The following is a 21849-nucleotide window of genomic DNA, read 5'->3' as shown; positions in this document are numbered from 1 at the left end:
GTTGACCAAAAGCAAAAAGGCCATGGGATACGAGTTCCCTTGGCCTTGCTGTCTCGTCGTCAGTACTTGAGCCGGATGGATCGTTTCCAGCATGGACGTTCGGCGCGAACTTTAGGACTTGAAGGGCTGGAGATCAACAAAAAATGTCGCGTTTCTGCCCGTTTTTGCCAGACGGGCATGTGCGCTCGTTCAATCACCCTGTAGTAACCGACCGATGTGACAGGACGATGTTCCCGCAGATCCAAATTGTAGGAGCGCGCTTGCCCGCGATTGCGGCGTGCCAGACAGAACATTCGTCACAGGCATAATGCAATCGCGGGCAAGCGCGCTCCTACAATATGTTCGGCGTCACATCACACCGATGCCTGCTCCGCCACCTCCGCAGGCGAAACGATGTTGGTTTTTTTACCCCGCGATTGCCCCGAACTCAGATAAGCCGCAATCGACTCTTGTGTCACCTCGCCAAGGAACACGTTCTCGGCATCCAGCACCGGCAGCCACGCTCTGTTGAATTCGTACATGCGTGACAGAAGAATCCGCAGATGCTCGTCATACGCTGCCGTGGCATTGAATGGGCGCAGGTATTGTTCACAGCTGCCAGTCTGGCGATGCAGATCGCGGCGGCGCACATAGCCCTTGGCCTTGTTCTCGGCATCGGTGACGACCACGTAACGACGGTCGTTCTCGTCCATCACTTCCAGTGCATCGGCCACCGGTGTTTCCGGGCTGACGGAAGGCGCGTTGTCGGCGGCGTCTTCGGCCTTGACCAGCAGCAGGCGTTTGAGCGTGCTGTCCTGGCCAACGAAGTTGCTGACGAACTCATCCGCCGGATGGGCCAGCAGCGTATCGGGATGGTCGATCTGCAAAAGCTTGCCTGCGCGGAAGATCGCGATTTTATCGCCCAGTTTGATCGCCTCGTCGATGTCATGGCTGACCATGATCACGGTCTTGTTCAGCGCCCGCTGCATCTCGAAGAATTCGTTCTGGATCATCTCGCGGTTGATCGGGTCCACGGCACCGAACGGCTCGTCCATCAACAGCAGCGGCGCATCCGCCGCCAACGCACGAATCACCCCGATTCGCTGTTGCTGGCCACCCGACAATTCACGCGGGTAGCGATGCAGGTATTGCTTGGGTTCCAGCTTGATCATGCTCATCAATTCGCGAGCGCGGTCGTGGCATTTCTGTTTGTCCCAGCCCAGCAGCTTGGGCACGACCACAATGTTTTCCTCGATGGTCATGTTGGGGAACAGGCCGATCTGCTGGATCACATAGCCGATGTTGCGACGCAGGGTCACTTCGTCCAGTTGGGTGGTGTCTTCGCCGTTGATCAGGACCTTGCCGGAGGTCGGCATGATCAGGCGGTTGATCATTTTCAGCGTGGTGCTCTTGCCGCAACCGGACGGACCGAGGAACACGCAGATTTCGCCTTCGTTGACGGTCAGGCTCACTGAGTCGACCGCCTTCACTTCCTTGCCGTTGCTTTGAAAAATCTTGGAGAGGTTCTGGAGTTCGATCATTTCAGGAGTCCTTTTGGAGTCAGCGAGCGTTGCAGCCATTGCAGAAGCAGGTCAGCGAAGATGGCCAGAATGCTGACCAGTACGGCGCCAACGATCAGCATCGACATGTCGCTGCGGCTAATGGAAGCGAGAATGAGGACGCCGAGACCACCGGCGCCAATGGTCGCGGCGATGGTCATGACGCCGATGTTCATGACCACGGCGGTGCGCACGCCTGCGAGAATCACTGGCACGGCAATCGGCAGTTCGACCATGCGCAGGCGTTGGCCGAAGGTCATGCCGATGCCCCGCGCGGCTTCGCGAATGCCGGGCTCAACGCCAGTCAATGCCAGGTAGGTGTTGCGCATGATCGGCAGCAGTGAATACAGGAACACGGCGGTGATGGCGGGCAACGGACCCAGTCCCTGACCGAACTTGGAGTAGAACGGCAGCAGCAAGCCGAACAGGGCAATCGACGGCACGGTCAGCAGCACCGTGGCGCTGGCTTGCAGGGGACCGGCGAGTGTGGGGAAGCGGGTCATGAGCACGCCCAGCGGCACGCCCACCAAAATCGCCAGCGACACCGCGATGCCGACGAGGGTGATGTGTTGCAGGGTCAGGTGCATGACCTGATTCCAGTCCAGATGGGAGAAAGCACTCAAGAAGCTCATAGTTTCTCCTCCTGTTTTTCCACAGGGGTTTGCTTGATCGGCACACTCTCAGCGGAAGGATTGATCGGATGAGTACGCAGAAAGTCTGCCGCCACAACAGTCGGACTTTCGTGATCGACGTCGATACGTGCGTTGAGGTCGATCATGGTCTGGTTATCCAGCAGCGCGGCCAGCGGCTTGAGTTGCTCGGCCAGTTGCGGATGCTTGTCCAGGTATTCTTTGCGAATCACTGGCGCGGCGGTGTAGTCCGGGAAGTAGTGCTTGTCGTCGTCCAGCACCTTGAGCTTGAAGGCGTTCAGGCGGCCATCGGTGGTGTAGACCAGTCCGGCAAAGACCTGCCCGTTTTTCAACGCGGTGTAGACCAGACCGGCGTCCATCTGACGAGTGTTTTCACGACCCAGGTTCATGTCGTAGTGCTTGACCAGCCCCACCAGGCCGTCGGAACGGTTGGCGAACTCAGTATCGAGCGCGACGATGTGACCCTCCTTTGCCTCCTCCTTGAGCAAGGTTGTCAGCCCGGAGATGTTGGTGATCTGCGGGTACTGCTTGGCGATCTTGTCCGGCAGCGCCAGCGCGTAGGTGTTGTTGAATTTGGACGGCGAAAGCCAGACCAGGCCCTTCTTCGCGTCCAGCTCCTTGACCCGCTGATAGGTCTGCTCGCTGTCGAGTTTTTCGTCGACATGGTTGTAGGCCACCAGCGACACCCCGGTGTATTCCCAGAGCATGTCCAGTTGGCCACTCTCCTGCGCACTGCGCGCCAGGTTGCTGCCCAAACCGCCGGTAATCTGGACCTGATAACCCTTGTCGCGCAGGTATTGCGCCGTCAGCTCGGCCAGAATTGTCTGCTCGGTGAAGACCCGCGCGCCGATGCGCAACACAGGCCGTTCGGCAGGCGCGTCAGACGCCTGGGCAAATCCGGACAACAGCAAGCCCGCGCCCACTATTAATGTGCATAACTTCTTCATCAAAATTCCTTTCTCTCGGTAGCTCGCCCCTCAGTGACGGGATCAGCGAGCCAGCCCTCGTTCCAGCCACAAGCGGCTTGCCAACGTCACGGCGCCGTCGAGCAGCAGTGCCAGCAAAGCGGTACACGCCGCACCCAGCACAAGCTGCGGCTGATTGTTCAGCGCGATACCGGGGAAGATCAGGCTGCCGAGGCTGTTGGCACCGATCAGAAACGCCAGAGGCGCCGTGCCGACGTTGATCGCCAGTGCGACCCGTACACCGCCGACAATGATTGGCACGGCATTGGGCAGCTCGACGCGCCACAGCACCTGACGCGGTGTCATGCCGATGCCGGTGGCGGCTTCTTTAAGGGAACCCTGAACGTTTTTCAGGCCTTCGTAGGTGTTGCGCACGATGGGCAACAGAGAGGCGAGGAACAGCGCGAAGATCGCAGGCCCACTGCCGATACCCAGGACACCCAGGGCAATGGCCAGTACTGCGAGGGGAGGAACGGTGTTACCGATGTTGAATATCTGCATGAAGCGTTCGGCGCGGCCAACCATGTTCGGTCGGCTGAGCACAATGCCGGTCGGGATTCCGACCACCAGTGCCGCCAGCATCGATGCCAGAACCAGCATCACGTGGGCTTGCAGATAAAACAGCAGATCGTCCTGATACTGCTTGAGCGTATCGATGCCGATCCAGTGGATCAGCAGGGCCAGGAGTACGATAGCGATCGCACCTCCCATCAGCCCCTTGCCATAGCGATTAGCCACGGGCGGACTCCTTATTTCAGTCGGCGAACGTATCACGTAGACGGGCCTTTTCAGGCCGCCAGCGAAGGTTCGCGAAGAGCAGCGGGTGGGTCGCCGGTAAGGGTTTAACCTCGGCGAAAACACGAGCCATGAGCGCAGCTTCGTCAAGCTAACTTGCTGATTTTGCGTCCCTTGGCGTTGGGTATAGCCAGGGAGTGGACGTCTCCGGAACCGCAAAGGTTCCCACGTGAGATGCTATTTGGCCACCCTTGATTGACTGAACGGTTCGGATATTGCTTTCGTTTGGGCTATAATCGCCGCCCTTTTTTGAATCACCTCTCGGGCGTTTCCCATGACTATACAGGCCGCCGAAGTCGCGAAGCGCCGCACTTTCGCCATTATTTCTCACCCCGACGCCGGTAAGACCACCATCACGGAAAAGCTGTTGCTGATGGGCAAGGCCATTGCCGTCGCCGGTACGGTTAAATCCCGCAAGTCCGACCGCCATGCCACGTCCGACTGGATGGAGATGGAGAAACAGCGGGGTATTTCCATTACCACGTCGGTCATGCAGTTCCCGTATCGCGAACACATGATCAACCTGCTCGACACCCCGGGCCACGAAGACTTCTCGGAAGACACCTACCGTACGCTGACGGCAGTGGACTCGGCCTTGATGGTGCTCGACGGCGGTAAAGGTGTAGAGCCACGGACCATCGCTCTGATGGACGTCTGCCGTCTGCGCGACACGCCGATCGTCAGTTTCATCAACAAACTCGACCGCGACATTCGCGACCCGATCGAGCTGCTGGACGAAATCGAAGCGGTCCTGAAGATCAAGGCAGCGCCGATCACCTGGCCAATCGGCTGCTATCGCGACTTCAAGGGCGTGTACCACCTGGCGGGCGACTACATCATCGTTTACACGCCAGGTCACGGTCACGAACGCACCGAAACCAAGATCATCCAGAAGCTGGCCTCCGACGAGGCCCGCGCGCACCTGGGTGACGAGTACGAGCGTTTCCTCGAACAGCTCGAGCTGGTGCAGGGTGCCTGCCATGAGTTCAATGAGCAGGAATTCCTCGACGGCCACATGACCCCGGTGTTCTTCGGTACCGCGCTGGGCAACTTCGGTGTTGACCACGTGCTGGACGCTGTTGTGGACTGGGCGCCGATGCCATTGGCGCGGGTTGCCAACGAGCGCACGGTGGAACCGGTCGAAGAGAAATTCAGCGGCTTCGTGTTCAAGATTCAGGCGAACATGGACCCCAAACACCGCGACCGTATCGCCTTCATGCGCATCTGCTCGGGCAAGTACGACAAGGGCATGAAAATGCGCCATGTCCGCACCGGTAAAGACGTGCGTATCGGTGACGCCCTGACGTTCTTCTCCAGCGAGCGTGAGCAACTGGAAGAAGCCTATGCGGGCGACATCATCGGTCTGCACAACCACGGCACCATCCAGATTGGCGACACCTTCACCGAAGGCGAAGCGCTGGGCTTCACCGGTATCCCGCACTTCGCGCCGGAGCTGTTCCGCCGTGTGCGTTTGAAGGACCCGCTGAAATCCAAGCAATTGCGTCAGGGGCTGCAACAACTGGCCGAAGAAGGCGCCACGCAGGTGTTCTTCCCGCTGCGCAGCAACGACATCATTCTCGGCGCGGTCGGTGTGCTGCAGTTCGATGTGGTCGCCAGCCGCCTGAAAGAGGAATACAAGGTGGAATGCTCCTACGAGCCGATCACCGTGTGGTCTGCGCGCTGGATCGATTGCGGCGACAAGAAGAAGCTCGAAGAATTCGAGAACAAGGCCGTGGAAAACCTCTCGGTGGACGGCGGCGGTCACCTGACCTACCTGGCGCCAACGCGGGTCAACCTGAGCCTGATGGAAGAGCGCTGGCCGGATGTGAAATTCCGCGCGACGCGGGAGCATCACTAAGCCGTAATGCAGTTGATCGTTCCCACGTCGAGGCGTCGAACCGTCCGCGTGGGAATGCATCCCGGGACGCTCCGCATTCCAACGTGGGATGACGCAGAGCGTCATGAGCGGCGTTCCCACGCGGAGCGTGGGAACGATCCCTCCAGTGACGCGTTCATCCCAAGTTACTTCACCACCCGCCCCACGCCCCGCCCTCTTGGATCGGACGCCGTTTCAATCTTCGTCCCGTCAATCCTGATCGCCTGCACATTACCCATCGACCAGCCCTGATCCTTCAACGTGTAGCCCATCGCCTTCAACTCAACGGCGGTCTTCTCGTTGAGCGGCGCAAAGGCCTCGGTGAAGATCGTATCCTTCGGCAACAACTGGTGGTGCACCCGCTGAGCCGCGACCGCGTCTTTCAGCGGCATGTGGAAGTCATACAGGTTGTTCAGCACCTGAAACACCGTGGTGAAAATCCGCGATCCCCCCGGCGTACCCAATACCAGCGTTACCGCCCCGTCTCGTGTCACCAGGCTCGGGCTCATCGACGACAGCATGCGCTTGCCTGGCTCGATGGCATTGGCATCGCCCCCCACCACGCCAAACGCATTGGCCACACCGGGCTTGGAGCTGAAATCATCCATCTCGTCGTTCATCAAGAAACCCGCGCCCTTGACCACCACGCCACTGCCGTAATCCCAGTTCAGCGTGTACGTATTACTGACCGCGTTGCCCTTGGCATCGACGATGGAGAAGTGCGTGGTCTGGTGCGACTCAAGCCCGGCCTTGATATTTTCTGTGGGCGAAATGGCCGTCGGATTGACTTCATGGGCGCGCATTGCCAGATACGCTTTGTCGGTCAACTGCTCGACCGGGGCCTTGGAGAAATCCGGGTCGCCCAGATAATTGGCGCGGTCGGCGAACACGCGCTTCTCGATCTCCGCCAACAGATGGATGTAACGCGCTGAATTGAAGGGCACGCCTTTGAAATCGTCGCTCAACTGCTGCTTCATGCCGATCAGTTGCGCCAGCGCCACACCGCCTGAACTGGGAAGCGGCGCGGTGTAGAGGGTGTTGCCGTTGAAGTTGACATGCAGCGGCTTGCGCCAGACCGCCTTGTAACCGGCCAGATCGTCTTTGGTGATCAGACCGTTGTCTTGCTGCATCTGCGCAACGAGAAGATCGGCCGTCTGGCCTTGATAGAACTCGCTGGCGCCTTTATCGGCGATGCGCTCAAGGGTCTTGGCCAACTCCGGCTGGCGAAAGGTCTCGCCGCTTTTCATGCTGGCGAAGTAGTCGCCGAAGTTGGTCTTGCCGTTGAGCTGTTTGACCCGCTCAGCGCCGTACATATATTGCTTGTCGGCCACGGTGAAGCCGTTTTTCGCGTAACCGATGGCGGGGGTCAGCAGTTCGGCCCATGGCAACTTGCCAAACTTCTGATGAGCCTCCCACAAGCCCATCACCGTGCCCGGCACCCCGGATGCGCGGGCGCCGACCAGGCTCATCCCTGGGATCACGTTGCCCTTGTCATCCAGATACATGTCGCGGGAGGCCGCTTTTGGCGCGGTTTCGCGGTAGTCGAGAAAGTACGGCCTGCCGTTCATGAACAACGTCATGAAGCCCCCGCCGCCAATGTTGCCGGCTTCGGGATAAGTCACGGCCAGGGTGAAGGCAGTGGCTACCGCTGCATCGACGGCGTTGCCGCCCTTTTTCAGAATCTGCGCGGCGACTTCGGCGCCGTACTGGTCGGGTGAAGCCACGGCGCCACCTTCCAGCGTGATGGCGTAAACAGGAGAGCTGGCGGCAAAGATCACCGACAAGGCGAGGGTCTTGAGGGTCACGATTCGCATGAGGCGTCCTTTGTGAGTAAAGGTGGCAGCATGTGACAGATGAGCTGTCGAAATGCTGACCAGACTAACGCCCTGCGCCTCGCGATGTTAGGTAAATGTTTGTGGAAGCCTTTGAGAAAGTCATGAGTCTATGCCACCAAACCTGTGGGAGCCGCCTTGGGGCGGGCGGCGCTCCGACGAAGGCGGTTGACCATGCAACATAGCGGCTCCCACAGAATGATCAGGCGCTGACCATATCCCGCTTGATCCACTCGATCACCGACGTGATCTTCGGCACCCAGCCCAGCAACTCCCGCGCATGCTTGCCGCGCACACGGCTGTTGGACCCCAGACCGTAGTTGGCCATCTCGTAGCCCCACTCCGCTTCGGCGTCTTTCAGTGGCCAGTCCTGTGCTTTGCCCAGGCCCATCGCCTCGGCAATGGCGTTGCTCATGTCAAGGAACGACGCCTCGCCGCTTTCGACAAAATAGAACGTGCCCGCCGGATTCTTTTCCAGTGCCAGCGCGTACAGCTCGACCACATCATTGATGTGCACGTTGGACCAGATGTTCCCGCCAGTGCCGACATGCCGAACGATCCCGCTCTTGCGTGCCTGCTTGACCAGACGCGGCAACTGCACGCTGTCGCGGTTCACGCCCAGGCTGTGGCCGTAGATCAGCGTGTTGCACAGCACCGCCGAGCGGACGCCGTCTTTGGCCGAGGCGAGCACCAGGTCGTCGATGGCCACGCGTGCCGCCTTGTCCGGCGTGGCAGCGGGCAAGTTGTCTTCGTAATAGATTTTGTCGGTGCCTTTGCCGCCCGACGCATCGCCCACGATGCTCGAACCACTGGTGTGAAGGAATGGCTTGTTCGAACCCTTGAGGCCTTCGATCAGCGCTTCAACCGCGCCTCGATGATCACTGCTGGCCGCGTTGATCACGGCGTCTGCCTTGTGCACCTGCTCGATCAGCAGGGCTTTGTCGTCCAGCGTACCGACGACGGGCACGATGCCCAATGCCTTGAGTTCCTCGGCCTGCTCGGCGCTACGCACCAGACCGGTGACGTGATGGCCCTTCTTGACCAGACCTGTCGCGATGGAGCCACCGATGAAACCTGCGGCGCCGGTAACGAAGATATTCATGAGATGACTCCCGTTGGGCTGTAAGGAATGGCGCCAGTATCGGCGTGTCGTTCCTTGCGAAAAACCGCTGCCAGACCAAAAGAATCTTGCGTCAGGATCACGAATCCTTGTTGCGGACTCACCGTAGCAGCAAGGCTACAGCGTCAGGCGTTGTTCTTGAGGTGCCGCAGATTCAACGCCAACACACTGCTCAGCACCACCACCGCCCCAACGATCACCATCAACGAAGGCATTTCCCCCAGCAGCACCGAGGCAATCGCAATCGCCATCGGCGGTGTCAGGTACAAACTCATGGACGCGCGGCTGACGTCCATGTGCTTGAGCACATAGGCCCACGCCAGGTACGCCAATGCACTCGGGAAAAAACCCAACGCCCCCACTGCCACGTTGACCCGTAGCGGCGCGTTGACGATTTCGCCCATCAGGCCCGGCGAGTAAATCAGCAGAAAGAACGTCCCGGCCCAGATCGTGTAACAGACCATGGTCAACCCGTCGTATCGATCGCTGTAGCGCTTTTGCAGCGAGAAATACACGCTCCAGGAAAACGCCGCGAGAAGCACCAATAGCCCCCTCGCGTCGACATGACCAAAATCGCGATCGCCCATGATCACGATCAACACGCCGATCAGCCCCCACGCCACGCAGATCCAGCGCCAGGCGCTGACGCGCTCCTTGAACACAAAGTGCGCGAGCAATGCTGTGAACAGCGGCATCGACTGAATCAGCACGCTGGACGCCCCCGCGGTGACACCCGGCTGGCCGAAATTTAGCGCGATGTGATGCAGGCTGACGGCGAAAAAGCCCAACACCGCGAGCAGCGGCAGGTCCTTGAGACGAGGCAGGGCGATTCTCATCGACGAGGCAATCAGCGCCATGAACGCCGACGCGATGATGAAGCGCAGCAGCGCCAAATGAGCGGGGGTGTAGCCTTCAAGGCCAATGCGAATGCCCGCAGGTGAATACCCCCAGCAGGCGATCACGAAAAAAGTCGCCATCGCGACCTTCACGCCCTGCCAACGGATGTTGGGCAGATCCACCTCACCCGCCAGAACAGCCGAATCGTTCACGACGCTCATCTTTGCACTCCTGCCCGCAGACCCGACGCCTGCTCGATGACAGCGAGTATCGAAACAACCTATGCTCACCACAACCGAACAATAATGACTCAACCATTCACTTTAGGTGATGCATGGAACTGGCCCAGATCCGCATGTTCAAGACCGTTGCCGACACCGGCAGCATTGCCCGGGCCGCCGAGGTGCTGCATTGCGTGCCATCGAACATCACGGCGCGGATCAAGGCGCTCGAGAGCGAATTAGGCGCAGAATTGTTCTTTCGCCATGGTCGGGGTTTGAAGATCAGCCCTGCCGGGGAAATCTTCCTGACGTACGCAGGGCGCATGCTCAGTCTCGCCGATGAGGCCAAGCGCGCAGTGCACCCCGATGCCTCGCCTTCGGGACCGCTGCGCATTGGCGCCATCGAGTCCTCAGCCACCTCTCGCCTGCCTCGCCTGCTCGCGCGCTTTCATGCGCGCTATCCCGAGGTGTCGCTGGAACTGACGACCGGCACCGGCCCGCAACTGCTCGATGCCACGCTCAACCACAAACTCGACGGCGCGATTGTCGCCATCGACGTCAAACGCCCTCGTCTCAAGCGCACGTCGATGTACCGGGAAGATCTGGTGCTGATCGCTGCCGAGTCGTTGGGACCCATTCACAGCGCGGCGGACCTGACTGGCAAATCCATTTTCATGTGGCCTGAAGGCTGCCCCTATCGCGCCGCCCTGGAGCGCTGGCTGCTGAACAACGGCCAGACGCAGCCGATCATCAGCATCGCCAGCTACGGCACGATTGTCGGGTGTGTCAGCGCAGGGGCAGGCGTCGCGCTGGTGCCCAAGGGCGTGTTTGAGCAATACCGCAAGGGATCGGGCTGGGTCGGTTATGAGTTTCCGGAACTGACGTCCGTCGACAACCTGTTCTACTGGCACGAAAACGCCGAACACCACCCGGCGCGAGAGGCGTTTGTGGAGATGTTGCGCGAGGAGTTTTCCGGAGTTCAAGCAAGCTGAATCGAACAATCCTGATGGCGACGATATCCCTGTGGGAGCGAATTCATTCGCGATGCGTTAGGACCGCCGACAGATATGCATCGGATGTATTGGCCTCTCGCGAATGAACTCGCTCCCACAGGGATTTGCGTTCAGCCAGATGAGCTCGCGGTGACTCTACGCGGCATACACCGCCAGCTTCTGCTGAATGAAATCCAGAAAGCACTGAATCCGCAGCGCCAGTTGCGAGTTGCGGTAGTACACCGCATGAATCGGCTGACGGTAGCCGTTGTTGGCATCGGCCAGGATCACGTTCAAACGCCCCTGGCGAATGTCTTCATGGGTCATGAAGTGCGACAGGCAAACAATCCCTTCACCCGCTAATGCCAGTTGGCGCAGGGTCTCGCCGCTGGACGCGGCCACCCTCGGCTGGATAAAAAACTGCTCGCCATCCGCATGCCGCAATGGCCAGTGGTTCAGGGTTTCGGTCTGGGTGAACCCCAATAACGCATGCCCGCTCAGGTCTTCGACGGTCTTGGGTGTGCCGTGCTTTTTCAAGTATTCGGGACTGGCGAGGATGTTCAGCGGGCTGGTGCCCAGCGAGCGCGCATGCAGGGTCGAGTCTGCCAGCGCGCCAATGCGGATCGCCACATCAGTGCTCTGTTCCAGCAGGTCGATGATGACATCGTTGCTGTTCAGCTCCAGTTGAATGTCGGGGTAAAGCGCCCGGAACTCGGCCACGTACGGCACGATAGAATGCAGCACGAAGGGGAACGCCGCGTTGATGCGCAACCGACCCGAAGGGGTTTGTTGGCGAAGCGACAGGCGCTCTTCCAAGTCTTCCATCTGCGCCAGAATCTGCCGGGCGCGTTCGAGGAAAAACTTGCCCTCTTCCGTCAGATCCATACGCCGCGTGGTGCGATTGATCAGCGTGGTGTCGAGCTTGGTTTCGAGCCGGGACAAGGTGCGACTGATCGCTGAAGGCGTCTGCCCCATCTGTTCGGCAGCAGCGGAAATCGAGCCGCTTTCAATCACGGACACGAACACCTGCAACTCATCGGATCTGGCTTTCACTGTTGTCCTCCGTTCCATGCACGCCGTTCCTCGACGCAAGCCAACACAACCCGCATCACGGTAACAGGCCGGCCGCTCGATAGGCGTCGATCGTGGTGTCGAAAACCGAGAGGTCGCTACGGCCACGCGCAACCAGTTGCGCCCCTTCCACGGCCGCATAAATCGCCAATGCCTGACGCTCTCGATCCTCTTCGCTCAACTGCGGGCGGCAGATCGACAGGACGTCGCTCAGCCACCGCACATTCACGGCCGTGAAGTTGTCTACTTCAACCCGCACTTCAGGAGGGAGGTCGTCGTACTCGGCCGCCATGATGCCGCACAAACACATGCGGTTATCGTTGACCAAGGCCATGCGAAAAATCTCGGTATAGCCCTTCATCCACAGATTCAGATCGTCCGAGTCGGCGCGCAAACCCGAAAGATAGGCCATCCCGTCTTCGGTGTAACGCTTGGCCAGCGCACTGCCCAAGTCGCCCTTGGTCGGGAAATGGTAGTGAATGCTCGCGCTCTTGATCCCGACTTCCTTGGCCAGTTCACGAAAGCTCAGCCCGTTATACCCGCGGGTTTGCACCATTTTTCGGGCGACCGACATGATCGTTTCCCGAGTATCCATCGTCATAAATTTACCTTCCTATCGATAGATAGACGTTGACAGGTGAAATCATCTGGGCGCAGTTTATACCTACCGATAGATAGACAGCTATGGAGCTTGCATGAAAGTTTTCGATATTCCTGGTTTCCCCAACCCTTTGCGCATTCGAATTGTTCTCGCCGAGAAGGGGCTGGCGTCGAACGTCGAGTTCATCAAAGTGGATTTGCCCGCCGCCGAGCACAAACAACCGCCGTTTCTGGCGATCAACCCGACCGGCACAGTGCCGGTGCTGCAACTGGACGACGGCACCTACATTTCCGAATGCACAGCGATTACCGAGTACCTCGACAACCTTGACGGCCAGCCGACCCTGACCGGCAAAACGCCGAAGGAAAAGGCGGTCGTCCACATGATGCAAAAACGCGCCGAGTCGGAACTTGCTGATCCTGTGGGGATTTACTTCCACCACGCGACTCCCGGATTGGGCGCCGGATTGCAGCCGTACAAAAGCCCGGAATGGGAAGGCCGCGTCGAATGGGGCAATCGCCAGCGCGACAAGGCGGTGGCCGGGATGAAATATTTCGATCAGGTCCTGCGCAGCCAGCCCTACGTGGCGGGCGAGCAGTTCTCGATGGCAGACATCACCGTGTTCGCGGGGCTGGTCTTTGCCGGTTTCGCCAGCATCGAAATCCCTGAAGATTGCACCGCGCTGAAATCATGGCAGAGCAACGTGCAGCAACGTCCAAGCGTCAGAAATCCCGCCTGAAACGCGTGAACGCCCGCTCGGCATCAACTACCGAGCGGGCGCTTTTTTTAAACACCAAACACCGACGCCAGATGCGCCTCGTAACGTTTCACGTCGTTTTCGATGTTTGGCACTTTCATAACGTCCACCGCCAGGAAAGTCGGCAAGCCGGTCATGCCCAGGAACTGGTTGGCTTTGTGGAACGGGAAGTAAACGGCGTCCACGCCCTTGGCTTCGAAGAAATCGGTCGGGTCGTCGAAGGCCTGCTGTGGAGCGTTCCAAGTGGCCGAAATCATGTATTGCTTGCCGTGCAGCAAACCGCCGCTGCCATATTTCTGCGAGCTGTCGGAACGGGTCCGACCATCGTTGGCGTACAGGCTGCCATAGCCTTCGGTGAAGACTTCGTCGATGTACTTTTTCACGGTCCACGGCGCGCCCATCCACCAGCCTGGCATCTGCCAGACGATCACATCGGCCCACAGGAATTTCTGCACTTCTTCGGCGACGTCGTAACCGCCGTCGATGAACGTTTGTTTCACGTCAAAACCGGCGCGGTCCATGAACGCGATGGCAGCGTCATGCAGGGTGGCGTTGTAGCGGCCATCGGAGTGCGCGAACTGTTTACCACCGTTCAGGAACAGGATTTTTTTCATGGAAAAGCCTCGTCATTGCCCAAGCGTCGACCGACTCGAAGTGGGCCAGGCGGGGCGTTTGTCATGGAAGGATTGGAATTTTGAATGGACGGCAGGATAACGACTCAGCGTCGGAGATATAAGCGCTGCCGATGCAAAATACATTTGCCTTGAAGTCACGAATCAACCGTTCATTATTGCCTTCGATGTTCAACCAGCGATCAGCAAATGCAACCCCAACAGCGCCATGCCAATGAAAAACACACGCTTGAAGGTCAGCGCGCTGATGCGCTGACGCAGCCACTGCCCCATCATCATGCCCAACAAAGCAGGAACCACAGCCAGCAACGATGCACTCATTTCGGCGCTGCCCAACGCATTGTTCCAGAACAGGCCCGCGCCCAATGCCAGAGTGGACACCGTGAACGACAGCCCCAAGGCCTGAACCAGTTGATTGCGATCCAGACCCAGCCCTTGAATGTAGGGCACTGCGGGAATCACGAAAACGCCGGTGGCCGAGGTGACCAGACCAGTGATCAGGCCACACAAAGGTCCCAACCAGACCTCGGCACGAGGTGGCACCTTGAGCGTCGGTAAAAACAACCCGCACAGCGCATAGACGAACAGCGCGCCGCCCAACGCCCGCCCCATGCTGTGAGCACTGCCCACGCCCAACACGTACGAGCCGATTCCCGTGCCCACGACAATCGCTGTCAGCAGGGGCCACAAGCGCTGCATTGAGCTGCGCAAATGTCCACCGGCTGCCAGTTGCCAGAGATTGGTGAAGGTCGAAGGAATCAACAACAGCGCCGCAGCCTGTGTTGGCAACATAGCCACACCGAGCAAGCCCATCGCAACCGTGGGCAGGCCCATGCCGATCAACCCCTTGACCGTGCCTGCCAGTAAAAAGGCAAATAGCACCAGTGCTGTCAGGCTCCAGCCGAGATTTTGGTACAGCGAGAAGAAGGTCGTCATGGGGTGATCATGAGCCTGTGCAGCGCGATTTTAAATCTGCGATATATTGAGCCAGCCTTCGTCTATAACAGAACCATCGCCCACGCCCCCGTCTACGTTGCGGCGGACTCCCATTCTTTGTGGGAGATTCTATGTTGATTGGTCAACCGCTTTCGCCACCAAGGCGGCTCCTACAAAGATTGCGCCGAATCCAAATCTCCAGTTCGACGCTGAATTTGTGGGAGCCGGCTTGCTGGCGAATGCGGTCAGCCAGGCAACCTCTTCATAACTGAACAACCGCCTTCGCCATCAAGGCGGCTTTCACAAAAAACCTTCTGTGCACTCTGTACTTAAGTAGAGCCAGCCATGCACTTCGACCTGATCGACCTCAAGCTTTTCCTCAACGTCACTGAAGCGGGCAACATCACCGCAGGCGCTACGCTCAGCCACTTGTCCCTGGCCTCGGCCAGCGCGCGGATTCGCGGGCTGGAATCTGCGCTTGCGGTGACGTTGCTGGAACGCGGCCGACGCGGTATCACACCCACCGCCGCAGGCAAGGCGCTGGCGCAGCACGCGCGGTTGATTCTGCAACAGGTCGAGCGCCTGCAAGCCGACCTCACCGATTACGCTCAAGGCTTCAAAGGCCAGATCCACCTGCTGTGCAACACCTCGGCGTTGAGCGAGTACCTGCCCGAGACGCTGGCTGAATTTCTCGCCCTGCACCCGAACATCGACATCCATCTGGAAGAACACCCCAGCCTGCGTATCCTGCACGCCGTGCGTCAGGGTACGGCCGACATCGGGATCATCTCTAACGCGGTCGATGCCAGCGACCTGCACACCCTGCCGTTCTGTGCCGACCCGCTGACCCTGATCGTGCCGCTCGACCATCCACTGGCAGCCCATACTTCGTTGCGTTTCAGCCAGGCCCTCTCCTACGAGTTCGTGGGTTTGGGGGTGAACAGCGCGATGGCGATTTACCTCGAAGAACAGGCGCTGCATCTGGGGCAACGAATCAAGACCCGCGTGCGCGCCGAGAGCTTCGACGGGGTGTTGCGCATGGTGTTGCGCGGGGCCGGATTGGGCGTCGTGCCTCAGGCAGCGGTCGAGCGTTTTCAGCACGCGTCGAATCTGAAAGCGCTCCCTTTAAGCGATCCTTGGGCCGATCGCCAGTTGCTGTTGTGCGCCACGGATTTCGATGCCCTGCCGGAATATGCTCGTTCATTGGTGCGCCATTTACGCGGAAAAACTGCGCTTCCAGACACCCCGATGTCGAGCACAGACAACTGACACGTTCCAGAGCCGCCTAAGGTGTGCGAGCGCAACTTTCGCCACCCCTTCTGGAGCTGTCATGAGCGACTCGATCATTCTTCTTCGCGACACCACCCCACTGCCCGTCGTTGACGCCTGCAAATGGGAGCGCATCGGCGGCGACCCACACACCGTCAACCTCAACGCCTACACCAGCGCCGACGGCGAAAAGATCATGGGCACCTGGATCTGCACACCGGGCAAGTGGTATGTCGAGTACGTGAAGTGGGAGTACTGCGACTTCCAGGAAGGCTACTGCATCATCACCCCGGAAGGTAAAGAGCCGATCCACCTGAAGGCCGGTGACAAGTTCATCATCGAGCCAGGCATGAAAGGCACCTGGGAAGTGGTTGAGACCGTGCGTAAGTATTTTGTGTTTGCGTGACGGCTGACATCCCAACCGCTCTAGCGGATCGGGGTGATACCTGATCTACCTATGGGAGCGAATGAACCGGCTCCCATAGTACTCGCATCGTCGTAGGTTCGAGTATCCCGGCGCCCTGCACTCGCCGATGATCGGCAAGATCGTGATCGGCAGTCAGGCTTGATTTCGCGCTTCGCACCAGTGCTTCAACATGCGTTCGAATTCCACCGACGCAGCGCTCTGCCAGACGTTGCGTCGGCGCAGAAGAGCCGCACTGCGTTGCGGAGCGTCGTCTTGGAAAGGAATTGCGAAAACCCCGCGCATTTGAGCTGCGGTGTCTTGCGGGAGTATCGTCGCCATCGGCATGTGCCGCACAATCTCCAGAATCGCACTGACCGAATTGGCCTGCATGTCCACCCTCGGCGTCACGCCGTGGGCGCGGCAATAATCGTCGATGCAGGTGCGCGTCACAAAGTCCTTGGTCAACAACACCAAGGGCAGCGTTGCCAGTTCATCGGCGGATAACGGATCCGCTCGACCGAACAGGGGATGCGACGCGCCCACCATTACGCTGAGCTGCTCCACGAATAAAGACACGCAGTCGATGTCTGGGTGGCGCACATCGGTGAACGCGATGGCCAGATCGAGGCTGTCGTCCGCCAGCCGTGATTCGATCTCATCCAGCGACAGCTCGAACACGCTCAACCGGATCGCCGGATGCCGATGGCTGAAATCCCGAATCAGCGGCCCTGCGAGATAGGCCATGAAGGTCGGCGTCATCGCCAACCGCAACGCGCCTCGCGACAAGTCCTTAACGTCATGAATCGCCCGTTGGCCCGCCTCCAGGTCGCGCATCACCTGACGTGCGTATTCGATGTAAACCGCCCCCGCATCCGTTGGACGCACCGTACGCGCCGACCGGTCGAGCAGCTCTGCCCCCAGGCTGTCCTCCAGTTGCCGGATCTGCTGCGAAAGCGTCGGCTGCGAAACGTGCAACGCCTGCGCAGCACGGCTGAAATTGCCGTGATCGGCCACGGCCAGCAAGTATTTCAAATGGCGCAGAAGCATGGCGAAACTCTATAGGCAGGGCTTATAGAAACTATTGTAGATCGGTCTTGGACGCTATAGCCAAGCCGGATCAGTATCGACGCCACAGCCACTGCTCATCAGGTTTTTCTGCATGAAAGCGCTCATCGACGGTCTGCTCAAATTTCAGAGTGAAGCCTTTCCCAAAAGGGCCGAACTGTTCAAAACCCTGGCCAGCGCACAAAGCCCGGCGACGTTGTTCATCACCTGCTCGGACAGCCGCGTGGTCCCGGAATTGTTGACTCAGCAAGAGCCGGGCGAGCTGTTCGTCATCGCGCAACTGGCCAATCTCCAGACACCCCCCAGCGTCCGGTTGGCGCTGGAACAGGGCCGTCTGAATCTGCATGGCTGGGTCTACGACATCGAAACCGGCTCGGTCGAAGCGCTCGATGGCGCAGCTCGTCGCTTCGTGTCGCTGACCGACCACCCCCACACCTACGCTCTACAGGCCCGGCGCAACCGCGACGCTGCCTGAATTTGATCCCTACCCCCGAGGAAAGACACCATGCAACAGTCCAACGCCTATCAAGACCCAAGCCTGGCCCTGACCGCCAAAATCATCGACATCAAGTCGCAGAAAGGCCTCTCGTTCGAGCAATTGGCCGAAGGCACCGGCCTGAGCCTGACGTACGTCACGGCCGCACTGTTGGGACAGCATCCCTTGCCTGCCAACGTCGCGCAGATCATCGGTCAGCGTCTGGAGCTCAACGACGATGATGTCCGCCAACTGCAATCCATCCCTCTGCGCGGCAGCATCGCCGGGGGCGTGCCGACCGACCCGACCATTTACCGTTTCTACGAAATGATTCAGGTCTACGGCACCACCCTCAAAGCGCTTGTTCATGAGCAGTTCGGCGACGGCATCATCAGCGCCATCAACTTCAAGATGGACATCAAGAAAGTGGAAGACCCGGAAGGCGGTTCTCGCGCGGTGATCACGCTGGACGGCAAGTTCCTGCCGTACAAGCCGTTCTGAAAAACGCCGTTGCTCTTCATACACAAAACGTCCGGCGGTGTTTGAACGATTTGTGTATGAAGGGCAGGCGCTTAGGCTGTGGGAGATTCTATGGCTGGGTGCAAATGCTCTGTATCCAACTTGCTGACGATGTTGACTGGCCTATGGTCTTCGCCACCAAGGCGGCTCCCACAAGAGCCGTGCCGACTCCGAATCTTGTGGTAGACGATGAACCTGTGGGAGCCGGCTTGCTGGCGAAAGCGATTACCTTCAGCGCATGATCTTTTCCAGATGCCCTGGCGGCAGCGCACGTTGCATGTAATCCATGCCGGTGACCTGATCCAGCTCTGCCAGCACCATCGCGATCTGCTTGTAAGCTGCGCGGAACAACGAACTGCCCAGACTCACCCGCTGAACCCCGGCCGTGCGCAACCGGTCGAGGGTCATGCGTTTGGCGGGTAGCACGTTGATGGGTTTGCTCAGCTCATTCTGAACCGTCAGCAGATCCTCCATGCTGCGCAACCCCGGCGCGAACAGGCAATCGGCGCCTGCGGCCTCAAAGGCGGTAAGGCGCTTGATGACTTCACTCAACGAATATTCATGCGGCCCGAGCAAATAATCGGTGCGCGCCGTCACCACGAAGTGCGGATTGCGTGTACGCACCGCTTCGCAGGCCGCCACCACCCGCTCTCGCGCCCGCTCCACGTCAAAAAATACCGGTCCTGACGCAGCGCTGTAGTCGGCGATGTCTTCGATAGACGCACCGCCACAGCCCATGTCGGAAATCTGCCGGAAGTTGTTCTCCACCCCTTCGCTGCTTTTCGCCAAGCCGTTTTCCAGGTCTGCACTCACCGGAATGCGCACCGCCCGCACGATGCGGTCGATGGCTTCGAACCTGAGTTGGTTGTCCATCGTCACCGATGAATCACTGTACCCGTGCGCGTACGCGATACCTGCGCTGGTGGTGCCCAGGCTCGGGTACTCCAGTTGTTCAATCAGCCGCGCACTGCCCTCGTCCCACGCGTTCGGCATCACGAACATGGGGCTGCCGGGGCGGTGCAGGTCGTTGAAACGCTTGCTTGCATTCATGAATGGCGTCCTCCCTGAGCGCAAGACTAAAGGGCCTTGCGCCCGGACCCCATTCAAAAAAATTGAATCGATTTCAAAAATCATGAAAAGACAGCACGGAACGATCATGAAAGTCTTGCCCCACCTAACGCCCTGGACGCACTTTCATGAAACGGACCGTAACCGCTTTATTGCTTTCGATCGCCTGCACAACGGCACTGGCTACACAAGTTGAGCCCAACAAAAGTTCAACTTCAGCCCTCACAGACACTTCAATACTCAGCACGTTCAAACTGCCTGACACGGCCATTAACGTCGCACTATGGCATGACCCCGCCAATGGCCCACAACGCTCAACACTTAAAGAATCGCAAGTGGTGTTGTTTATTCATGGCGCGACCATTTCCGGTAAGTTATCGGCGGGTTATCCGATTGATGGATATTCATGGTCACGAGATGTCGCCAACTCCGGCCGCGATGCCTGGGTCATCGACTTGCCCGGTTATGGCCGTTCCGACGATTACCCGGAAATGCGCAAGGCCGACGCCCACACCACCGCCGACCCCGTCGGCACTGCCAAAAGCCTGGTGCCAGTGCTGGACGCTGCCGTCGACTACATCCTCAAACAAAGCGGCGCGACGAAGCTGACCCTCATCGCCACCTCACGAGGCGCCATTCCTGCGGGCTACTACGCGACGGCACACCCTGAAAAGCTGGACAAGGTGGTGTTCAACTCGCCCATTGTGCGCCGCGACGACATTGATCCGGCGATCATCAAGGGCCTGTTCGGCAGCGCCGAGCGCCCCAGCCTGAACTTCTACGAAATCCCCATGGACAAGCGCCTGGCGATGCTCACCGATGACCGCCCGCAGGGCACCGCTGTGCAACTGGAAAACGACTTCATTGCCCATTGGCCAAAAGACTCATTATCAGAACGCGGCACTCAACAAGGCACGATCAAAGTACCGGGCGGATTTGCACAGGATATTTATGACGCCTGGCACGGTATTTATTGGGACCCGGCCAAAATCACCATACCGGTATTAATTACCCGTGGCGATTACGACCATGTTTTAACCACGCGCAATGACACCGACTGGTTATATAGCCACTTAACCAACGCCCCCAGCAAACGCTCGGTATTAATTGATAAAGGCACCCACGCCATGCTGTTTGAAAGGAAGCGCTTTGAACTGTATCGCGAAGTTCAACTGTTTCTCGAAGGCCCTTATACCCCACTGGCACTGACCTGCAATTTCTGCGGCGGCCGCAACTGAAACTCAACTGAAAAAAGGAGCAACACCATGCTGAAGAAAGCACGCATCGTCACCCTGCAAGGCGTCCTCAACGAACAGGTGTACCAGGAACGGGTTTCGCGCAGCGGTTGTTTTCTGGGGAACACGCCACTCGAACAAGTGGCCAATCAGGCCAAGCTGTCCAACGCCGTGGTTGGCGTGGCGGGGGCGGGTGGCATCGGCGGCGCGGTCGCGCTGGGTCTGGCACGCCTCGGTGTAAGACACATCAAGATCGCCGACCCGGACTCGTTCGAGATCAGCAACATCAACCGTCAGTTCGGCGCATCGCTGGCCACCGTGGGCCGCAACAAGGCGCTGGTGGTGGCCGAAGAAGTGCACAAGCTGGCCGGTGACGTGACCATCGAGGTGTATCCCGAAGGCATCCAGAAACACACCGCCGAAGCCTTCGTCGAGGGCTGCGATCTGGTGCTGGATCAGATGGATTTCTACAGCATCGGCGAGCGCTACGCCCTGCACCGCGCCTACCGCAAATCGGAGAAGTGCAAAGGCATGCTGGCCTCGTCCGTGGTCGGTTGGGGCGCCAACATCTACAAGTTCGAAAAGGACGGGCTGACCCTGGAGGACTTCTATGGCATCCCCGAGGACGTGCAGATGACGCCCGAGTTGGTGGACAAGCTGGTGAAGCTGCAAGCGTCCTATCAGCCGCGCTTTCCGAGCATTCCGGACATCTACGGCTGGATGCAGGACACCGGCAACGTGCCGATTCTGTCAATCGCACCGACAGCGTCCCATTACCTGATCCTGTGCCGCTCGACCCTGATGCTCTGCGACTTGGAAGGCGCGCCCTACAGCACGCCGCTGCCGGCGATGCCTAAATACTACTGGTTCGACGGCTCGACCTTCGACAACGGCATCTTCGAGTTCGATGGCCAGTGGGCCAACCCGGACGAACACCAAAAACACTTCAACGTCGCCTGACGCACCACGGCCCTCGCGTGCGGGGGCCG

General features: G+C 59.1%; 22 protein-coding genes. 9 read left to right on the top strand and 13 right to left on the bottom strand.

The features are described from left to right. Nucleotides 1-353: 353 nt before the first annotated feature. Genes ACI2KB_RS19885 through ACI2KB_RS19870 form a run of 4 tightly spaced genes read right to left on the bottom strand, consistent with a single transcriptional unit; the run spans nucleotide 354 to nucleotide 3891 of the window. Nucleotides 354-1520, bottom strand: a complete 1167-nt coding sequence (locus ACI2KB_RS19885) for a betaine/proline/choline family ABC transporter ATP-binding protein (RefSeq protein ID WP_404637106.1) — start codon at nucleotides 1518-1520, stop codon at nucleotides 354-356. Further along, nucleotides 1517-2170: an ABC transporter permease gene (locus ACI2KB_RS19880; RefSeq protein WP_404637104.1), complete on the bottom strand. Its 654-nt coding sequence runs from the start codon at nucleotides 2168-2170 to the stop codon at nucleotides 1517-1519. Before ACI2KB_RS19880 ends, ACI2KB_RS19885 begins: the two co-directional genes overlap by 4 nt. Then, nucleotides 2167-3135 (bottom strand): glycine betaine ABC transporter substrate-binding protein, encoded by a 969-nt coding sequence (locus ACI2KB_RS19875; RefSeq protein WP_404637102.1) that lies wholly within the window; start codon nucleotides 3133-3135, stop codon nucleotides 2167-2169. Before ACI2KB_RS19875 ends, ACI2KB_RS19880 begins: the two co-directional genes overlap by 4 nt. Before the next feature lie 42 nt (nucleotides 3136-3177). Continuing rightward, nucleotides 3178-3891, bottom strand: a complete 714-nt coding sequence (locus ACI2KB_RS19870) for an ABC transporter permease (protein WP_404637101.1) — start codon at nucleotides 3889-3891, stop codon at nucleotides 3178-3180. A gap of 331 nt (nucleotides 3892-4222) precedes the next feature. Between ACI2KB_RS19870 and ACI2KB_RS19865 the strand changes: the two genes are divergently transcribed. Continuing rightward, nucleotides 4223-5806, top strand: a complete 1584-nt coding sequence (locus ACI2KB_RS19865) for a peptide chain release factor 3 (RefSeq protein WP_404637099.1) — start codon at nucleotides 4223-4225, stop codon at nucleotides 5804-5806. 164 nt (nucleotides 5807-5970) lie between these two features. Here the strand turns inward: ACI2KB_RS19865 and ggt are convergent, their stop codons facing one another. From ggt to ACI2KB_RS19850, 3 genes are all read right to left on the bottom strand, one after another. Further along, nucleotides 5971-7638 carry a gamma-glutamyltransferase gene (gene ggt / locus ACI2KB_RS19860; protein WP_404637097.1) on the bottom strand — a complete coding sequence of 556 codons (1668 nt, stop codon included), beginning with the start codon at nucleotides 7636-7638 and terminating at the stop codon, nucleotides 5971-5973. A gap of 220 nt (nucleotides 7639-7858) precedes the next feature. Beyond that, the gene (locus ACI2KB_RS19855) at nucleotides 7859-8758 is read right to left on the bottom strand and encodes an NAD-dependent epimerase/dehydratase family protein (RefSeq protein ID WP_404637095.1); all 900 of its coding nucleotides are present in this window, start codon (nucleotides 8756-8758) and stop codon (nucleotides 7859-7861) included. Nucleotides 8759-8901: 143 nt separating this feature from the next. Beyond that, the gene (locus ACI2KB_RS19850; protein ID WP_404637536.1) at nucleotides 8902-9753 is read right to left on the bottom strand and encodes a DMT family transporter; all 852 of its coding nucleotides are present in this window, start codon (nucleotides 9751-9753) and stop codon (nucleotides 8902-8904) included. A 194-nt stretch (nucleotides 9754-9947) separates the two neighbouring features. Here ACI2KB_RS19850 and ACI2KB_RS19845 point away from each other — a divergent pair, with 194 nt between their 5' ends. After that, nucleotides 9948-10826 (top strand): LysR family transcriptional regulator, encoded by an 879-nt coding sequence (locus tag ACI2KB_RS19845; protein ID WP_404637093.1) that lies wholly within the window; start codon nucleotides 9948-9950, stop codon nucleotides 10824-10826. Between the two features lie 156 nt (nucleotides 10827-10982). On the opposite strand, the gene ACI2KB_RS19840 is transcribed toward ACI2KB_RS19845, so the two are convergent. Both ACI2KB_RS19840 and ACI2KB_RS19835 read right to left on the bottom strand, forming a co-directional pair. Continuing rightward, nucleotides 10983-11879: a LysR substrate-binding domain-containing protein gene (locus ACI2KB_RS19840; protein WP_404637091.1), complete on the bottom strand. Its 897-nt coding sequence runs from the start codon at nucleotides 11877-11879 to the stop codon at nucleotides 10983-10985. A 55-nt stretch (nucleotides 11880-11934) separates the two neighbouring features. Then, nucleotides 11935-12471 carry a TetR/AcrR family transcriptional regulator gene (locus ACI2KB_RS19835; RefSeq protein ID WP_404637089.1) on the bottom strand — a complete coding sequence of 179 codons (537 nt, stop codon included), beginning with the start codon at nucleotides 12469-12471 and terminating at the stop codon, nucleotides 11935-11937. Between the two features lie 121 nt (nucleotides 12472-12592). Between ACI2KB_RS19835 and ACI2KB_RS19830 the strand changes: the two genes are divergently transcribed. Beyond that, on the top strand, nucleotides 12593-13237 hold the full coding sequence (locus tag ACI2KB_RS19830; protein ID WP_404637087.1) for a glutathione S-transferase family protein: 645 nt from the start codon (nucleotides 12593-12595) through the stop codon (nucleotides 13235-13237). Nucleotides 13238-13284: 47 nt separating this feature from the next. On the opposite strand, the gene ACI2KB_RS19825 is transcribed toward ACI2KB_RS19830, so the two are convergent. Continuing rightward, on the bottom strand, nucleotides 13285-13869 hold the full coding sequence (locus tag ACI2KB_RS19825; protein ID WP_404637085.1) for an NAD(P)H-dependent oxidoreductase: 585 nt from the start codon (nucleotides 13867-13869) through the stop codon (nucleotides 13285-13287). A 189-nt stretch (nucleotides 13870-14058) separates the two neighbouring features. Then, nucleotides 14059-14823, bottom strand: coding sequence for a sulfite exporter TauE/SafE family protein (locus tag ACI2KB_RS19820; RefSeq protein ID WP_404637083.1), 765 nt, complete (start codon nucleotides 14821-14823; stop codon nucleotides 14059-14061). 345 nt (nucleotides 14824-15168) lie between these two features. Between ACI2KB_RS19820 and ACI2KB_RS19815 the strand changes: the two genes are divergently transcribed. After that, on the top strand, nucleotides 15169-16092 hold the full coding sequence (locus tag ACI2KB_RS19815) for a LysR substrate-binding domain-containing protein (protein WP_404637081.1): 924 nt from the start codon (nucleotides 15169-15171) through the stop codon (nucleotides 16090-16092). Between the two features lie 61 nt (nucleotides 16093-16153). Further along, the gene (locus tag ACI2KB_RS19810; RefSeq protein WP_404637079.1) at nucleotides 16154-16498 is read left to right on the top strand and encodes a cupin domain-containing protein; all 345 of its coding nucleotides are present in this window, start codon (nucleotides 16154-16156) and stop codon (nucleotides 16496-16498) included. 153 nt (nucleotides 16499-16651) lie between these two features. Here the strand turns inward: ACI2KB_RS19810 and cynR are convergent, their stop codons facing one another. Then, a complete protein-coding gene (gene cynR, locus ACI2KB_RS19805) occupies nucleotides 16652-17545 on the bottom strand; it encodes a transcriptional regulator CynR (protein ID WP_404637077.1) in 894 nt (297 codons plus the stop codon). 112 nt (nucleotides 17546-17657) lie between these two features. Between cynR and ACI2KB_RS19800 the strand changes: the two genes are divergently transcribed. Continuing rightward, the gene (locus tag ACI2KB_RS19800) at nucleotides 17658-18038 is read left to right on the top strand and encodes a carbonic anhydrase (protein WP_404637075.1); all 381 of its coding nucleotides are present in this window, start codon (nucleotides 17658-17660) and stop codon (nucleotides 18036-18038) included. Between the two features lie 30 nt (nucleotides 18039-18068). Further along, nucleotides 18069-18539 carry a cyanase gene (gene cynS / locus ACI2KB_RS19795; RefSeq protein ID WP_404637073.1) on the top strand — a complete coding sequence of 157 codons (471 nt, stop codon included), beginning with the start codon at nucleotides 18069-18071 and terminating at the stop codon, nucleotides 18537-18539. A gap of 249 nt (nucleotides 18540-18788) precedes the next feature. On the opposite strand, the gene ACI2KB_RS19790 is transcribed toward cynS, so the two are convergent. Beyond that, a complete protein-coding gene (locus tag ACI2KB_RS19790) occupies nucleotides 18789-19607 on the bottom strand; it encodes an isocitrate lyase/phosphoenolpyruvate mutase family protein (RefSeq protein ID WP_404637071.1) in 819 nt (272 codons plus the stop codon). Between the two features lie 146 nt (nucleotides 19608-19753). Here ACI2KB_RS19790 and ACI2KB_RS19785 point away from each other — a divergent pair, with 146 nt between their 5' ends. Further along, nucleotides 19754-20863, top strand: a complete 1110-nt coding sequence (locus tag ACI2KB_RS19785; RefSeq protein ID WP_404637069.1) for an alpha/beta hydrolase — start codon at nucleotides 19754-19756, stop codon at nucleotides 20861-20863. 27 nt (nucleotides 20864-20890) lie between these two features. Then, a complete protein-coding gene (locus ACI2KB_RS19780; protein ID WP_404637067.1) occupies nucleotides 20891-21820 on the top strand; it encodes a ThiF family adenylyltransferase in 930 nt (309 codons plus the stop codon). Nucleotides 21821-21849: the final 29 nt, after the last annotated feature.

The sequence above is a fragment of the Pseudomonas sp. NPDC088444 genome, assembly GCF_044900175.1.
Lineage (GTDB): Bacteria > Pseudomonadota > Gammaproteobacteria > Pseudomonadales > Pseudomonadaceae > Aquipseudomonas.
The sequence above is the reverse complement of the archived record's forward strand: the minus strand, read 5'-3'. Positions and strand labels throughout refer to the sequence as shown.

Excerpts from the sequence above, each read along its gene's own strand:
- ACI2KB_RS19785 (WP_404637069.1), top strand. The coding sequence starts at position 19,754 with ATGAAACGGACCGTAACCGCTTTATTGCTTTCGATCGCCTGCACAACG.
- ACI2KB_RS19790 (WP_404637071.1), bottom strand. The coding sequence starts at position 19,607 with ATGAATGCAAGCAAGCGTTTCAACGACCTGCACCGCCCCGGCAGCCCC.
- ACI2KB_RS19850 (WP_404637536.1), bottom strand. The coding sequence starts at position 9,753 with ATGGCGACTTTTTTCGTGATCGCCTGCTGGGGGTATTCACCTGCGGGC.
- ACI2KB_RS19830 (WP_404637087.1), top strand. The coding sequence starts at position 12,593 with ATGAAAGTTTTCGATATTCCTGGTTTCCCCAACCCTTTGCGCATTCGA.
- ACI2KB_RS19875 (WP_404637102.1), bottom strand. The coding sequence starts at position 3,135 with ATGAAGAAGTTATGCACATTAATAGTGGGCGCGGGCTTGCTGTTGTCC.
- ACI2KB_RS19865 (WP_404637099.1), top strand. The coding sequence starts at position 4,223 with ATGACTATACAGGCCGCCGAAGTCGCGAAGCGCCGCACTTTCGCCATT.
- ACI2KB_RS19815 (WP_404637081.1), top strand. The coding sequence starts at position 15,169 with ATGCACTTCGACCTGATCGACCTCAAGCTTTTCCTCAACGTCACTGAA.
- ACI2KB_RS19780 (WP_404637067.1), top strand. The coding sequence starts at position 20,891 with ATGCTGAAGAAAGCACGCATCGTCACCCTGCAAGGCGTCCTCAACGAA.
- ACI2KB_RS19835 (WP_404637089.1), bottom strand. The coding sequence starts at position 12,471 with ATGTCGGTCGCCCGAAAAATGGTGCAAACCCGCGGGTATAACGGGCTG.
- ACI2KB_RS19825 (WP_404637085.1), bottom strand. The coding sequence starts at position 13,869 with ATGAAAAAAATCCTGTTCCTGAACGGTGGTAAACAGTTCGCGCACTCC.
- ACI2KB_RS19845 (WP_404637093.1), top strand. The coding sequence starts at position 9,948 with ATGGAACTGGCCCAGATCCGCATGTTCAAGACCGTTGCCGACACCGGC.
- ggt (WP_404637097.1), bottom strand. The coding sequence starts at position 7,638 with ATGCGAATCGTGACCCTCAAGACCCTCGCCTTGTCGGTGATCTTTGCC.
- ACI2KB_RS19885 (WP_404637106.1), bottom strand. The coding sequence starts at position 1,520 with ATGATCGAACTCCAGAACCTCTCCAAGATTTTTCAAAGCAACGGCAAG.
- cynS (WP_404637073.1), top strand. The coding sequence starts at position 18,069 with ATGCAACAGTCCAACGCCTATCAAGACCCAAGCCTGGCCCTGACCGCC.
- ACI2KB_RS19855 (WP_404637095.1), bottom strand. The coding sequence starts at position 8,758 with ATGAATATCTTCGTTACCGGCGCCGCAGGTTTCATCGGTGGCTCCATC.
- ACI2KB_RS19810 (WP_404637079.1), top strand. The coding sequence starts at position 16,154 with ATGAGCGACTCGATCATTCTTCTTCGCGACACCACCCCACTGCCCGTC.
- cynR (WP_404637077.1), bottom strand. The coding sequence starts at position 17,545 with ATGCTTCTGCGCCATTTGAAATACTTGCTGGCCGTGGCCGATCACGGC.
- ACI2KB_RS19800 (WP_404637075.1), top strand. The coding sequence starts at position 17,658 with ATGAAAGCGCTCATCGACGGTCTGCTCAAATTTCAGAGTGAAGCCTTT.
- ACI2KB_RS19880 (WP_404637104.1), bottom strand. The coding sequence starts at position 2,170 with ATGAGCTTCTTGAGTGCTTTCTCCCATCTGGACTGGAATCAGGTCATG.
- ACI2KB_RS19820 (WP_404637083.1), bottom strand. The coding sequence starts at position 14,823 with ATGACGACCTTCTTCTCGCTGTACCAAAATCTCGGCTGGAGCCTGACA.